General features: G+C 63.8%; 10 protein-coding genes. 5 read left to right on the forward strand and 5 right to left on the reverse strand.

Annotated features, from left to right (window positions below; genetic code table 11):
• Positions 1-51 precede the first annotated feature (51 nt).
• Positions 52-1,056, forward strand: a complete 1,005-nt coding sequence (locus tag ABIC78_RS02560) for a DUF3034 family protein (RefSeq protein ID WP_157088954.1) — start codon at positions 52-54, stop codon at positions 1,054-1,056.
• 28 nt (positions 1,057-1,084) lie between these two features.
• Positions 1,085-1,564: a group I truncated hemoglobin gene (locus tag ABIC78_RS02565; RefSeq protein ID WP_054130404.1), complete on the forward strand. Its 480-nt coding sequence runs from the start codon at positions 1,085-1,087 to the stop codon at positions 1,562-1,564.
• Positions 1,565-1,677: 113 nt separating this feature from the next.
• On the opposite strand, the gene ABIC78_RS02570 is transcribed toward ABIC78_RS02565, so the two are convergent.
• The 3 genes from ABIC78_RS02570 to ABIC78_RS02580 all read right to left on the reverse strand — a co-directional run bounded on the left by ABIC78_RS02570 (position 1,678) and on the right by ABIC78_RS02580 (position 6,553).
• A complete protein-coding gene (locus ABIC78_RS02570) occupies positions 1,678-2,025 on the reverse strand; it encodes a DNA-3-methyladenine glycosylase I (protein ID WP_354487651.1) in 348 nt (115 codons plus the stop codon).
• 491 nt (positions 2,026-2,516) lie between these two features.
• On the reverse strand, positions 2,517-4,124 hold the full coding sequence (locus tag ABIC78_RS02575; protein WP_354487653.1) for an alpha/beta hydrolase domain-containing protein: 1,608 nt from the start codon (positions 4,122-4,124) through the stop codon (positions 2,517-2,519).
• Complete coding sequence (locus tag ABIC78_RS02580) at positions 4,121-6,553, reverse strand: TonB-dependent receptor (RefSeq protein WP_354487655.1); 2,433 nt, start codon at positions 6,551-6,553, stop codon at positions 4,121-4,123. The genes ABIC78_RS02575 and ABIC78_RS02580 overlap by 4 nt, the downstream gene beginning before the upstream one ends.
• Before the next feature lie 345 nt (positions 6,554-6,898).
• Between ABIC78_RS02580 and ABIC78_RS02585 the strand changes: the two genes are divergently transcribed.
• Positions 6,899-8,113: an acyl-CoA dehydrogenase family protein gene (locus ABIC78_RS02585; RefSeq protein WP_354487657.1), complete on the forward strand. Its 1,215-nt coding sequence runs from the start codon at positions 6,899-6,901 to the stop codon at positions 8,111-8,113.
• A 222-nt stretch (positions 8,114-8,335) separates the two neighbouring features.
• Entirely contained in the window at positions 8,336-8,917 is a 582-nt protein-coding gene (locus ABIC78_RS02590) for a cytochrome c (protein WP_354487659.1), read from the forward strand.
• 147 nt (positions 8,918-9,064) lie between these two features.
• Here the strand turns inward: ABIC78_RS02590 and ABIC78_RS02595 are convergent, their stop codons facing one another.
• Positions 9,065-9,844 carry a hypothetical protein gene (locus ABIC78_RS02595; RefSeq protein ID WP_179563189.1) on the reverse strand — a complete coding sequence of 260 codons (780 nt, stop codon included), beginning with the start codon at positions 9,842-9,844 and terminating at the stop codon, positions 9,065-9,067.
• Positions 9,844-12,264, reverse strand: a complete 2,421-nt coding sequence (locus tag ABIC78_RS02600; protein WP_168351803.1) for a TonB-dependent receptor — start codon at positions 12,262-12,264, stop codon at positions 9,844-9,846. The genes ABIC78_RS02595 and ABIC78_RS02600 overlap by 1 nt, the downstream gene beginning before the upstream one ends.
• Positions 12,265-12,909: 645 nt before the next feature.
• Here ABIC78_RS02600 and ABIC78_RS02605 point away from each other — a divergent pair.
• On the forward strand, positions 12,910-14,136 hold the full coding sequence (locus ABIC78_RS02605) for a helix-turn-helix domain-containing protein (RefSeq protein WP_354487662.1): 1,227 nt from the start codon (positions 12,910-12,912) through the stop codon (positions 14,134-14,136).
• Positions 14,137-14,200 lie beyond the last annotated feature (64 nt).

Genomic DNA, 14,200 nt, shown 5'->3' on the forward strand with positions numbered 1-14,200 from the left:
CTGATGCAACGCGGGACGGATGATCCTGCATTTTCAGTGGAGTAGAACAACATGAGGTTGAACGATATTCCGCGGGCCGCGATGGCGGCTCTGGCGGGAGCGGCCATCTGCGCGCTCAGCGCCCCCGCGTTTGCCGAGACAGCACCCGGTGATGCCGAGACCGCCGCACCTGCCGATAGCGGTGGCGGCGACACCCAATCGCCTGGCGACGCGTCGCACGAGCTGGTGCCATTTCGCAATGGCGGGCGCCTGCTGCTGACCGGCGGCGTCTCCACGATCGAGGGGGCCGGCGGCGGCGGCCTGGTGCCCTGGGCGCTGATCGGCGGCTATGGCACGCGCGACGAGTTCGGCATCCAGTCCTACGTCACCGGCGTAAAATCCGAGGATTTCGCGCTGGTCGCCTTCGGCGCCTCGGCCAACATCAAGAACCGGTTGGAGATTTCGCTCGGCCGGCAGAATTTTCATTTGCGCGATGTCGGCAAGGCGCTCGGTCTGGGCAACGATTTCATCATCAGCCAGACGATCATCGGCGCCAAGGTCCGCCTGATCGGCGATGCGGTGCTCGATCAGAACACGCTGGTGCCGCAAATCTCGGTGGGGGTGCAGCACAAGATCAATGACGACAAGACCGTGGTGGGCGGCGCGCTTGGCCTGCGCCGATCGAGCACCGATTTCTACATCGCTGCCACCAAGCTGTTCCTGGACAAGAACCTGCTCGTCAACACCACCGTGCGGCTGACCAAGGCCAACCAGTACGGCATTCTCGGCTTCGGCGGGCTTGGCGGCAAGGACCAGGCCTACAAGCCGACCTTCGAAGCCTCGGCGGCTTATCTGCTTACCCGCAAGCTGGCCTTCGGCGCCGAAGTGCGCACCAAATCAAACCGCCTGCAAGGCGCGCTGGGCGGGGATTCCTTCCGCGAGGACGCCGCCTACGACATCTTTGGCGCCTATGCCCTGGGCCGTAACCTGTCGCTGACGGCGGCGTACGTCGATCTTGGCCATATCGCGCTCAAAAACCAGCATGCCGCCTATCTTTCGCTGCAAGTCGGCTTCTGACGCTGCTATTCTTCCGGAGACATTCCCGATGATCACCATGCTTCTCGCCGCTGGCCTGATGGCCGCCCAACCTGCTGCTGCCGAACCGCCCGTGGCTGACCCGGCGGTCAAGCCGCACTATCCGACCCTGCCGGTCATCACCCAGAACGAGCATCTCTATGAAACGTTTGGCGGCAAGGAAGGCCTGACCGCGCTGATGGATGATGCCATGAACCGTTGGCTGGCCAATCCGCGCACGCGGCCGTTCTTTGCCAACGCCGATCAGGCGCGGATCAAGGATCTGCTGGTCAAGCAGTTCTGCGTGATCATGCACGGCCCCTGCACCTACGACGGGCGGACCATGGCCGAGGCCCACCGCGGCATGAATGTTTCCGAAGGCAGCTTCTATGCGCTGGTAGAGGAATTGCAGGTGGCGATGAACAAGCGCCACATTCCCTTCAACGCCCAGAACCGGCTGATCGCGGCGCTCGCCCCGATGCACCGCGACATCATAAACAACACCAAGTGATGCAGATGACCATGTGCAAAGCCATCACGGTTGCGCGCATGGCCATTGTGGCGGCGGCATTCTCCCCTGTGGCCGCCGCCACACCCCAGCTACGGCCCGGGCTATTCACACGGCTATGATGGCCGCCGGAAGCAGCCGAGTGCATGATCGTTGACGATACCGACCGCCTGCATCCAGGCAAAGGTGATCGTCAGGCCGACAAATTTGAAGCCACGCAGCTTGCGTTCCTTGGAGATCGTCTCGGACAGGGGCGTGCTGGCAACCCAATTCTCGCCGCTACCAAGGATCGGTGCGCCGCCGGTAAAGGACCAGCAGAATGCGGCGAAGTCCTCCCCCGGTTTTGCATGTCCCGATAAATCTGCGCGCCTTTTAATCTGGTGCACGTGCTCGCAGCAACACGGGTTTATGAGACGCGAAGCACACCTTGCCAATTCATGGCGGGTCAATGGAATTTGCGCCATGTGTTTCGCGTAACAGCAGATCGAGTTCGCGGGCGTCCGACGCGAGCCTGATCATCTGCGACAAAGCCGGGTCCCCCATGACCGAGATCACGCTATACGGAGCGCCAGGCATAAGCAGAGAACGATCCAGACAAATTTCCGCGTTGCCGGCTGCCTGGGCTTACTGGAGGGCGCTTTGGCATCCTCGTCGTCGTTTGGCGCGTTGACCAACTGCAGGCGATATTCGCCCTTGGGGATTTGCAAGATGCATCCCACTTTTCCCGGCGTGGCAGTCGATCCGATTGAGAAAAGCCAGGCGAAGACTGATGAACAAGAACAATATATCAAATAGCCATGCCATCGTTCACTTGTGCGATTTTTCGGCGACACGAAGATACGCCACTGCTTCGTAACTGGTAAGCCACGCGGATGCGCGTGCTCATATGCTGCAATATCCGCGATCGCGTCCCGTGGCACACGCTGGCCATTGCGTGGGCCCAGGAGAAAGAGCCTCAACGGGGCGCCGGGCCAGAGGGCCCGAAGGCTTCCGGCCCGGCGGGGGGAACGAGACCTGCGGCATCTTCCGGCAAGATGATGCCCGCGGCCACTGCGGCGCGGGTGGCGGCGGCAAAACGGCGGGCATAGCGCGCGTAGGAGCCGTAGAGCTTGCGCATCAGCGCGGGAGAAAAGGCCCGCTTGCTATCATACACCGTGCCGCAGCCAGTCTCAAAGTCGGTCCAGTATTCGAATGCCGGCACGGTGATCCACGGCGGCCGCATGCCGCCCACGATTGCCTGGGTGCGCGGATCACGCCGCACGCCGTTACTGGTGCGTACCACGCGGGGATAGCGCGGCATCGGCGCGCCGGTACGCACCCAGCGGTCCATCGCATCGAGCAGCGCCGAGAACGGCAACTCGGCCGGCTCGTCATAGATCGCCTGGCAGCGTGGGTCGTTGCCATGGCCGCGCTGGTTGGGCAGCGGCTCCACCTCGCCAGTGCCGAGATCGGCGGCACGCAGGTGCGGCGTCCCCATCACCTCGACATAGCGCAACATCGGCCGGTCGCTGTCCGGCGGCAGTGCAATGTGCTCGATCGCATCGTGTACGGTCTCGGACTGGCTGTAGACAGTCACGAAAGGAACATCGTCGGGTAATCCGCGCGGGATGCGGCGCGGCGCACCGGCCACTTCGCCATAGGAAAACCGCCCGGTCATGTAGGCATCGATCAGCGGCCCGCCATCGGGTCGGCGCCATTGCTGGTGGCGCCCCTGGTCGAGATAGTCGAACCAGACCTGCGCCTGCACCGCCCAACTGTCGACGTAGACACGGCGGACTGCCAATCCCGCCATGGGCCCGGCAGCAGACGGCGTGCGCAGCAGCAGGGCCAGTTCGGCACCGATACCCTGCGCCTGGGGCAGGAACGGATCTGGCGCACCACCACGCAGGAACCGCTGCGGATCATAATAGCTGCCGAGCGGCGCATAGCGTGCATAGTCGAAGCGCCGCATGAACTCGAGGTTCACGATGCCACCGTACTGCGCCTGATCGGAATTGCCCACCTCGCCCGGCACCGGCGGGAACTTGGGATCAGCAGGCGGGGTATTGATGTCGAGGGTGTAGGCGACGAAGGCATAGCCGCGCCGCATGAGATAGGCGCGGGTCAGTATCCATCCAGCTGCACGCGCGCCGAACCAGCTGAACGGCTCGATCACCACTGTGCCGTTGAAGCGCGCAGGGTCAGCCGGGCGGCGCACCAGGATGCGCGTAATATAGGGCGCCGCCGCCACGCGCACATGGCCATCGGCGTCGATCGCCGGGGCCTTCCCTACGAGGTAGTATTCCGCCTCTTCATACCCTGCTGCAGCAAGATCGGCATGCTCGGGGCCAGGCCGCCGCGCCGAAGACAGTGGCAGCGCGCCGCTGTCGGGCACCGGGATGGCCTCGGGCAGAGTAATCGCCGCCGCCTCTGGCGCAGTGGCCGATGCGGGGGTGGGCAGCGGCGCAACGGCGGGGGCGGCCCTTGCCGTGGGAGCAAGGGCCGCAAGCGCGCCGCATGCCAGGCTACACATCAGGCCAAGTGCCAGCATAGCCCCGCGCATGTCGCCGCTGCGCCGCCTCATTTGCCGAACGGCACCCGCAGCGTGGCGCCATAAGTCACCGGCGGGCCATAGATCGATGTCACGCCCAAAATGCCAAGGTTGAGCGCATAGGCACGATAGGCCTTGTTGAACACGTTGCGCCCCCAGGCAGTCAGCGAGATGCCGGTGCTCGTGTCGCGCCAGGTCAGCGAGGCATTGGTGATGTTGTACGAAGGCTGCAAAGAGCCAAGGCCGTTGGTCACCTCGAGGAACTGCTTGTCGTACCACACCCCGTCGATCTGCACGGCGAGGTTGCCGCTGCCGATATCGTGGTTGTAGCGCAGCAGGTAATTGAAGCTGAAGCGCGGCGCATTGGGCAGCTTGGCATTCTTGATATCGGCCTGCGGGAAATCGCAGCGGAACACATTGCCCAGGTTCTTGCAATACTGCGAATCCGGCGCACCGGGGAACAGCACCGGGCCAAACTGGGTACCGGTACCGGGAATGCTGTCGACCGACGAGGTTTCCCACGTAGCGCCGAACACGCCATCGACATGGCGCGAGGGTGACCAGAACGACTCCAGTTCGGCCCCGGTCGCATGGGCATTGCTGTTGTAAACATGGGGCACGCCGCCAGCCAGCGAGAAGGCCTGATAGTCTTCGTAGAAGTAGTGGTAGACCGTGCCGTTGACGCGCAGCGTGCGGCCGAGCAGGCTGGTCTTGAAGCCGGCTTCGAGGCTGTTGAGCGTCTCGGGACGATGCTGGAAATCTTGCGGGGTGATCGTCGAGGACAGCGACCAGTTGCCACCCTTGATGCCGCGATTCCACGACGCGAACAACAGCGTGTCGGGCGTGGCCTGGTAATTGAGCGAGACGCGGGCAGCCCAGTCGCCATAGTTGATGCGGTTGACGCCCGGCACCACGGCCGCCAAGTCACGATCGGTGAACAACACGCGCGGGTCGGGCTGCGGGGCGTATGTCGGGTCGATCAGAACCGCGGTATAGTCGATCGCCTTGTGGTCCTTGGAATAGCGCCCGCCGATCGTGACCGAAAACTTGTCGGTCAGTTGCAGGTCACCCTGCGCGAACAGCGACCAGTTCTTGGAGCGCAGCACATAGAACTGGTCGACCGTCGGGAACGAAAAGCCGCCGTTGGCTTGTTCGGCCAGTGAAATCATCGGCACCCCTGTAACGCCGTGGACGCCGTCGTATTTCATGTCGAGGTAATAACCGCCCGCCTGCCACTTGAGCAGCCCGGTATGGCCTGAGAAGCGCAATTCCTGCGAGAACTGGTGGAAGCGCACGCGCGTATCGACGTTGACGACATCGAGCGGCGTGGCATCGCCGTCTTCGGCATAGACCTTGTTCATCGTCAGGTAGTTGGTGATCGCGGTGAGACTGACGCCGCCCAGGTCCCAGTCGAGCTGGCCCTGGTAGCTGTTGGTTACGCGGTTGAGATCACCCTTGCGGTTGCCGAAGTGTTCCCACGGCGAGGCCGGGGCCGAGGTGACGCCGTTGATGACCCCATTGCGGCTGTCGCTAAGACCAGCGGCGTTGGTGTCGCAATAGCCGTTGGCAAGATAGACGCAGTTCTCGAAGACATAACCGCCCGTGGCAACATGATTGTCTTCGGAATGCTTGTACCACAGGCTGAGCGTGGCCTTGGGGGCAAGATCGACCTGCAGGTTGAGGCGTGCGGCCCAGCCGTTCTTGCCGCCGAGGTCCTGCCCGCTGCCCGGCAACACGCCGAGACCCAACGCGGTAGCATCCGTGCTGCGCGACTTGATGTAGCCATCGGCCTTTTCGACCCGTCCCGCCGCGCGGAAACGTACGCCCGGCACGATCTGCGCCCCGATGGCGCCTTCGAGCGAGCGATCGTTGAACTTGCCATATTCGCCCTGGACGTAGCCGTTGAGCGCGTCCTGGCTGGCATCCTCGCTGAGGTAATGGATCAGGCCGCCGGTGGCGTTGCGCCCGAACAGCGTCCCCTGGGGGCCGCGCAGCACTTCGACGCGTTTGATGTCGAACAGTTGCCCTGCCACGGCGTTCATCGAGGCGATATAGGCGTTGTCCTGGTAGACCGCGACCGGAGCCTCTAGGTTGTCGGTGAAATTGTTCTGCGAGATGCCGCGCAGACTGAAGATCGTCAGGTTGGGCGACCAGGCGTTGACACGCAGCGCGGGGATCTGCTGGGTGATCTGGGTGGTGTCGGTGATACCGAGGCGCTTGACCTGTTCGCCGGAAAACGCGCTGACCGAGATCGCCACCTTCTGCACACTTTCGCTGCGCTTGTTGGCGGTCACGAGAATTTCAGAAGCAAGCCCCCCGGCGTTGGCTTGCGCTGCCGGCGCAGCGGCGGCCCCTGCGGCTGGGTCGGCGGCCTGCTGGCCAATGGCCAGTGCAGGTGCTGCGGCCATCGTCGACGCAAGAAGATAGGCCACGCGACGCGCGGCATGGTCACGGCGGATCATGGTACTGCTACTCCCCATAGCGATCCACGCCTCCTTTTAGAGTGCGCGCGCAAATGTTGTTCCTGCTGCGACTTTGTGTCTCACGGTTTACAGTATATGGCAATAGCCTATTATTGTTGCGTTCAAGGAACAGTCTATAATGCCCCCTCCACGCATGGGAATCCCCGCAGCGTCGGTAATTTAGCCCCTGCTATGGCCCTGACCGAACGGGAAGGTTGACCTTCATCGCAGATATGCGACATTGTTGCGCAATCGAGAAAATAACCTCGAATCGACAATTATTGTAACTCATAAGTCGAATCAGGCCGGTTCTGGCCCACGACAGCCCCAATGGAGAGAGCGGTCATGAGCGTTACAGTTGCCCCCCATATGGATGCCGCCCGCGAAGCGCATGACCTTACCGCCATGCTGGTCCAGCGCGCACGCGACATGGTGCCGGTTTTGCGCGAGCGCGAGGTGGAGGCGATTGCGGCCCGCCAAGTTTCGGCCGAAACGATCCGCGATTTCAAGGATGCCGGGTTCTTCAAGGTGCTGCAACCGCGCAAGTACGGCGGCTTCGAACTCTCGCCGGCAGTCTATTGCACGATTGCCAAGACGCTGGCCGAAGGCTGCATGGGCAGTGCGTGGGTCTATGGCGTGGTGGCCGTGCACAACTGGCAGATGGCGCTGTTCGATCCGCAGGCAGCAGACGATGTCTGGGGCAAGGACCCCTCGGTACTGATCAGTTCATCCTATATGCCAACCGGCAAGGCCGTGCCGGTGGAAGGTGGCTACCGCTTCAGCGGGCGCTGGCAGTTCTCCAGCGGATCGCAACACTGCGATTGGGTGATCCTGGGCGCCAACATGGTCGCCCCCGACGGAGACGGCACGCCCGAGCCCTACAACTTCCTGGTGCCGCGCACCGATTATCAGATCGTCGATACCTGGCACACGATGGGCCTGTGCCCCACAGGCAGCAACGACATCGTGATCGAAGATGCATTCGTGCCCGCGCACCGCGTGATCCGTGAGCGAGACATGTTTGCGATGAACTGCCCAGGCCATGCCGCCAACCCGGGCCCGCTCTATCGCATTCCCTTCGCGCAGGTGTTCAACCGCACCGTCTCGACCACGTCGATCGGTTCGCTGCGCCGCGCGCTCGAAATCTTCGTGCGGGCCACGCGCGAGAAGCGCGCCACCTATTCGGGTGCGCGCCTGGCGGCCGATACTACCATCCAGCAAGCCGTGGCCGAGGTGAAGCTGATCCTCAACGACCTGGAACTGCGTCTCGCCAGCGACCTGGCCGAGCTTGACGCGCGATCGCTCAGCGGCGACTGGCCGATCGAACGCCGCGCCGAACTGGGCCACCACACCACCGCCATGGTCAGCCGCTGCGTTACCGCGATCGACCAGCTCATGCTGTTTTCGGGCGGCAAGGCCATCTACGCTGGCAATCAGGTACAGCGCGCGTTCCTCGACATCCATTGCGCCCGCGCACATGTTGCCAACAATCCCTATCCCTATGCCCGCAACGTTGGCGCGATGGCCTTCGGTTACGACAACGATTGCATGGACCTGTAACCAGGCGGCCCGCGCAGCGGGGCGCCGCGCGCCATTTGCGCGGTGATCGCGCCTGATAGTCGCGGCCGACAGCGCCCTGCCCCCGTTGCTGTGACCGTAACCCAACCGTTTCACGCGCGGCCGTGCTGCACTCCTGCCCTATCGCGGTGACAGGCAATACGCTGCAGGAAGGAATTGAAAGTGATAGACGGGGTGAAACGGGCCGGACGGTTGGGCCAGGGAATGCTGTCAGTGGCGGCGCTGGCGCTGCTCGCCTGTGCCTGCAGCGGGCAGCGGGATGACCAAGCTGCAAGCCACACCGCGAACGGGACGGCAAAGGGCGCGGCGACATCTGGTACGGCGGCGATCCAGCCGGTGGTTTCGATCAAGGAACTGATGGATTCCACCGTCGATCCCGCTGCTGACGGGGTGTGGGACGCGGTAGGCACGATCACCACGGCCAGCGGCGTCGATCACCACCAGCCGCGCAGCGATGAGGAATGGCAGGCGGTGCGCCGCCACGCAGTGACTCTTGCAGAGGCAATGAACCTGGTCATGCTCGATGGGCGCCATGCCGCCCCCACCGGCACCCGCCCAGGACTGGGCGAGCAGGCCCCGGCACAAATCGAGGCGGCAATTCGCGCCAACCCGGCGCAGTTCGACCAGTTCGCGACGGCCACGCGCGACGTTGCGATCGACATGGTCCGGGCGATCGACCGGCACGACGTCGATGCCGTGATGAAGCTGGGCGGCACGCTCGATGATCGCTGCGAGTCCTGCCACGTGACCTATTGGTATCCGAACTCACCGCGCCCCAAGACCTGAGGTTGCGAAGCGCTCTTGGCCACGCGGCCGCAGGGAGCCGCGCGGTCCGATGGGAAGGATCTGAAGAGAGGCGACGCGCACGGAACTTCGCCGTGCGCGTCGCTATGCCTGCGTGCGCAGGCTAGGCGGCGTGGACAGGGTAGCCCCTCATGGCGTGGACTCGGTTTTCATCTCAAGGCTGCCGTCAGTCCCCACCACGGTGCGATCGCCATCACACACATATTCTTCGATGCGGTAGCTCGCCGGCTCGCGCTTGTAGAGGAAGGTGAAGCGATAGGGTGCGGTGAGGTACTGTGGGTCGGTAATGGTCACATCGTCGGCGAGGATGCCATCAGCCCGCAGGTGCAGACGTTCCTCCACATGCATCGCGGGCGAATGTGGGATGTCCTCATAGCGGACATCCTCACGCACGCCGGCGGTTTCCACCACAAGCACACCGCCTTCCCAGCGTCCGACCGACCGACCGAAATAGCCGGGGTTGATCGCCTCCACCGGCGGCAACGCTTCGTCAAGGTAGATGCGCCGGACCTGCGACATGAACTCGGCCAGCACGGTCACCTGCCCCAATGCCGGGTTCTGCAGGATCTGCAGCGCATAATGCGCGCCCATGATCCCAGGCACGCCCTCGGGCAGGCACTGCGAACTCGGCGTGGGCAAAGGCTTGCCGGCAGCATCTGCAGCGGCGCGGCGCTGCTCCATCGCCTGCCACTGCGCGAGGTATGGTGCGCGCAGCGGCGGCGGCACGACCTGCAGCTCGGCCGGGTCAGGCTGGCCCGAGAACGTGCCGGGATAGGGCGGATAGCGGTTCCACACCCCCGAAATATCGGGCTCTTGCGCAGGTGCGGATGCAATCGCCGGGCCGGCGACGAGCGCCCCGGCGATTGCCAGTGTGGCGATGATGCGCCGCTGTGCCGCAGTGAAGGCCATCACTGCCGTGCCGTCAGCGTCAGGCCGATGGTGCGCGGGCGGAAGCTGCCGGCGCGGTACCAGGTCGATATCGGCGAATCATGGTAGAGCCCCAAGATCGGCTGGCTGTCGGTGACATTGTTGACGAAGACGCTGAGGTCGATATCAGCCTTGCCCGCCTTGAACCGGCCCCCAGCGCGCAGGTCGAGCTGCGACGTGGCGGGCGGACGCGGCAGCGCGGGATCGACCAGGGGGGAGTTCGTGTCGATCGGCGTGTTGTTGTGGCTGCTATAGGAATAGTCGGCACGGGCGTAGCCATCGACCGATCCCACCGGCTCGACCAGCTCGGCATTGAGCTGCAGCGACCACGGGGCCACCGCGAAAGGCTCGCCCGCGCGACGGATCGTGGTGCCGCCGGGGCCCGGGATCGCGGTGGTATAGCGCGCATTGGTATAGGCCACCGAGGCACCCAGCGTCAGAGCCGGGATGGGCTTGGCGGCCAGCGACAGATCAAAGCCGTCGATCTTGGCCTTGCCCAGGTTGAGCGCGGCGTAGATCGAGCAGGTCGGCAGCGAGAACAGCGTCTGCACGTTGTTCCAGTCGATGTGATAGGCCGAGGCATCGACCGCCAGCTTGCCGCCGAACAGCCGGTTCTTGGCCCCCGCTTCATAGCTCCAGATCGAGTCGGGCTTGAGCGTCTGCGACGCCAGCGGATCAAAGCCGATCGCTGCGGCGTCGGCAGCGCAGGTCAACCCGACCGGCGGCGAGATCCCTGGTCCGCGCACGCCCTTGGCCGCACTGACATAGAACAGGTTGTTGCGATCGGCCTGGAACGACACGCCCGCCCGGGGCGTGAAGGTGCGGCTGGTCACGCCGAGGCTGTCGGTGTGGCCGGCGGTGGTATAGAGCGGACCTGCGGTGAAGCCCTCGAACTTGTAGTTGGCGATGGTGTAGCGGCCGCCCAGCGTGAGCTTCACCCGCGGCACGATCTCGTAGTCCGCCTGGGCATAGACTGCTGCCTGGCGATCGCGGTGCGTGTTGCGCTGGAACACACTGTAGCGCCCCTGATAGAGATCGACGCCATAAGCATCGGCGAGCGATGCATATTCCGGGTCACCAGCCTGCCGCTGACTATAGTTGACCACGTCGAGCAGTTGCGGATCGCTGCCAGCATACTGGTCGCGCACGAACGAGCGCTGGTAGAAGGCGCCGATGATCCAGTTGAACCGCGCGTTGGCGTTGTCATTCTGCAGACGCAGTTCCTGGGTGAACGCGGTCTGCTTGGTGTTGCTGGCCGTACCCGGGGCGTAGTTGGCAAATTCGGCCGGTATAGTGCCGACGATATTGCCGAACAGCGAAAGGCTGAGCGTGGCGTCGTCACTCTGGGTGCGCGTGGTACGGTGGAAGTACGAGGTATCAGACACCAGTGTCGCCCCGCCCAGCGACAGCTCGACCTTGAGCGCAGGCAGATAGAAGCGGTCGGAATGGCTCTCGGGCTTGGTGTTGAGGCTCAGCCGCTGGTCCCCGCGCGAGAGGTCGGACTGCGCAACCTCGAACCGCGACCCGTCGGCGATGTCCTGGTACTGGTAGAAGATCGAAGGCGTGATCGTCAGCGTCTCGGTGGGTTTCGCCCCCACCGCCAGCCGTGCCGAGACCGTATTCGAACTGTTGATGTCCTTCTGCGTCACCTGCTTGGTGGTGCGATCGAGACGATCGATGTAACCGCCGTCGTGACGCATCCAGCCGCTGGCGCGGAAGCCGATCTTGTCGGTAATGATCGGCGCGCCCACCGCCACGCCGCCTTCATAGCTTTCGGCGCCGTTCTTGGTCGTGGCCACTTCGGCACGGTCGTACATCGAGACCGTATCATAGCTGGGCTTGGGCATGATGAAGCGCAGCGCGCCGCCCACCGACCCGCTGCCGAACAGCGTGCCCTGCGGCCCACGCAGCACTTCCACGCGCTCGAGATCGAAGACCTGCGGATAGGGATTGCTTAGCGAGGGGCTCACGCCAACGCGGGTCTGCACCGGGGTATCGTCGATATAGACGCCGGTGGTGGGAATGCCCGACGAGGAATCCACGCCGCGGATCGCAATCGTGGTCTGGCCCGTGCCATAGAGCACCGCGGTCTGGCCGAACGAGACCCCCGGGGTGATCTGGGCGATATCGGCAATCGAACGTACGCCCTGCGCGTCGAGTTCGGCGCTGGTCTTGGCGACCACGCTGGCAGGCACACGGCTCAGCGACTGTGCCTTGCGCGTGGCAGTAACGATGATTTCTCCCACCTGGCCGCTGCTCGGCGTGTCGGTGGGCGGCACGGTCGCGCCCGGCGGCGTGGCAACATCGCCGACCTGCTGTGCCAGCGCGGCCAGCGGGGCGATGATTGTTGAAGACGCAAGAAGGAGGGCCGCGCGACGCGCGGCAACGGAACGATCTGTCATGATAATGCTACTCCCCGATAGCGGAACGCGCCTCCTTGTTGGAGTATCGCGAGTGAGGCTCTTATGAGTGGCCGATAGTGTTACCTAGTTTACATTATATGGCAATATGCTTGTTTTGTTGATTATTTGCAACAAAAGGGGTTTAGCTCGATCTTGCTGATTTATGAGGGCAACTGCCCTTTTTTGCAGTTTCCAGGCGCAGCCCAAAACCGAGGTAGCGCCAACAAATCAACCCAATTGTTGCATAATTTATACAAATATCAGTTTTTCAGATATTTTGTTTTGTTATGATCACCAGTTTGCCTAGCATTGGATACGGCGAGGGCGATTGATTCGCGCCGCCCGCCGAGCTGGCCAGGCGAGAGGCTGGCGCCATCGCCTTGAGGAGCGAGGCTGGCCGCATCATAGACTTTGTTTTAACCTTAAAGTAAATCAAAATTTGGCGTTTTCATCACGATGCAGGTAAAGCAACAGCGATGTCGCGTCGGTCGCCGCGGATGAACCCGGCCATGAGGGAGAGACCGGATCGTGGAGAACCCCGCAAATCCCCCGCCAAAAGCCGGTGACACGGGCGACCATGCGTCAGCACGCCTTGCCGAAGAGATTGCCCGCGTACGCGCGGTTCTCGCCGCCAGCCGCTCAGCCGTGCAGTTGCGCCTGTTCGACTACCTTGCCGCGCGTTCGGGCGATGCACGCGCGCCCAAGGAAATCGAGATCGCGCATGCCGTGTTCGGCGGCGACGAATCGACCGACGCAGCCGCCGACTCCGGCGTGCGTGTTTATGTCCACCGCCTGCGCAAACGCCTTGAAGACCACTATCGCGGGCAGCCCGGTGCGCGGCTCGTCATTCCCAAGGGCGAATATCGCCTCGTGCTTGCCGAGGTCGAGGCCGCGCAGGCCAATGCAGGCTTTACGGCACCGGACCTGGCCGAGACAGCATCGCTCCGCGCGCCCGCCATCGCCCCGCCGCCGGTGCGGTTTCGAAGGATGCCGCCCGGCGCAGTTCCGGCCCTGCTGGGGTTGGCGTTATGCTGCCTTACCATCGCGGCCGGTTTAGCGGTTTACGCATGGCCATGGTCGCAGGGGGCAAGTGGCGAGCCCGACGATGAACGGCTGCGCAACACCGCACTGTGGCGCAATCTCGGCGCAGGCGTCCCTGTGCTGGTCGTGGCCGGCGACGCCTATGCCGCCGCCGAAACCGGCGACCAGCGCAACGTGCAGCGCATGATCCTAGACCCGCGCATCGCCTCGCGCGAGGAACTGGGACAGCACATCCGCAGCCATCCCGACCAGTTCTACCGGCTCTATGACTTCGACCTGCACTTCACGCCGGTGCCGACCGCCCTCGCCGCCTGGAACGTCGAGGCGACGCTCCCCCACGAGTCCACTGGAACGCGCCGAAGTGCCTCGATCGTGCCTGCCTCCGCGCTGACGCCTGCGCTCCAGCAAGGCGCTGACATCGTCTACGTTGGCCACCTTGCCGACATGGGCACGCTCGCTGCGCCGCTCGCGGCCGCCAGCAGCCTGCGTTTCGACCGACCCGGCGCGATCGTCGATCCCGCTGCGGCACGCGTCTGGCAAGCCTCGCTGCCCGCGCCCGACAACACCCCGCGCGTGCGCGATGCCGTGACCACCGACTATGGTTATCTTGCCAGCCTGACCGCCCCCGGCGGGCGAGCGCTGTTGGTGATTGCAGGTTTGGGCGATGTTGCCACGGCCCAGTTGGCCGGGCTGGCCACCAGCGCGCAGGCGCTCGGCCAGATCGCGGTGCATACCGGCAACCGCCCCCATTTCGAGGCGGTCTTTGCCATCGACACACGCGACGGCATCGCCGTTTCGCGCCGCCTGCTATTGGCGCGCGCACTGCGCTGAGCAAGCAGGCAATATACACCCAGCCGGTTGGCACACATGATCCACTTGGCGGCTTGGCCTTTAT

It is taken from the genome of Novosphingobium sp. 1529, assembly GCF_040544855.1.
Taxonomy (GTDB): Bacteria; Pseudomonadota; Alphaproteobacteria; order Sphingomonadales; family Sphingomonadaceae; genus Novosphingobium; species Novosphingobium capsulatum.

What these genes read in the sequence shown, in the direction of transcription:
- ABIC78_RS02560 (WP_157088954.1), top strand. Translation starts at nt 52, where the DNA reads ATGAGGTTGAACGATATTCCGCGGGCCGCGATGGCGGCTCTGGCGGGA.
- ABIC78_RS02565 (WP_054130404.1), top strand. Translation starts at nt 1,085, where the DNA reads ATGATCACCATGCTTCTCGCCGCTGGCCTGATGGCCGCCCAACCTGCT.
- ABIC78_RS02570 (WP_354487651.1), bottom strand. Translation starts at nt 2,025, where the DNA reads ATGGCGCAAATTCCATTGACCCGCCATGAATTGGCAAGGTGTGCTTCG.
- ABIC78_RS02575 (WP_354487653.1), bottom strand. Translation starts at nt 4,124, where the DNA reads ATGAGGCGGCGCAGCGGCGACATGCGCGGGGCTATGCTGGCACTTGGC.
- ABIC78_RS02580 (WP_354487655.1), bottom strand. Translation starts at nt 6,553, where the DNA reads ATGATCCGCCGTGACCATGCCGCGCGTCGCGTGGCCTATCTTCTTGCG.
- ABIC78_RS02585 (WP_354487657.1), top strand. Translation starts at nt 6,899, where the DNA reads ATGAGCGTTACAGTTGCCCCCCATATGGATGCCGCCCGCGAAGCGCAT.
- ABIC78_RS02590 (WP_354487659.1), top strand. Translation starts at nt 8,336, where the DNA reads ATGCTGTCAGTGGCGGCGCTGGCGCTGCTCGCCTGTGCCTGCAGCGGG.
- ABIC78_RS02595 (WP_179563189.1), bottom strand. Translation starts at nt 9,844, where the DNA reads ATGGCCTTCACTGCGGCACAGCGGCGCATCATCGCCACACTGGCAATC.
- ABIC78_RS02600 (WP_168351803.1), bottom strand. Translation starts at nt 12,264, where the DNA reads ATGACAGATCGTTCCGTTGCCGCGCGTCGCGCGGCCCTCCTTCTTGCG.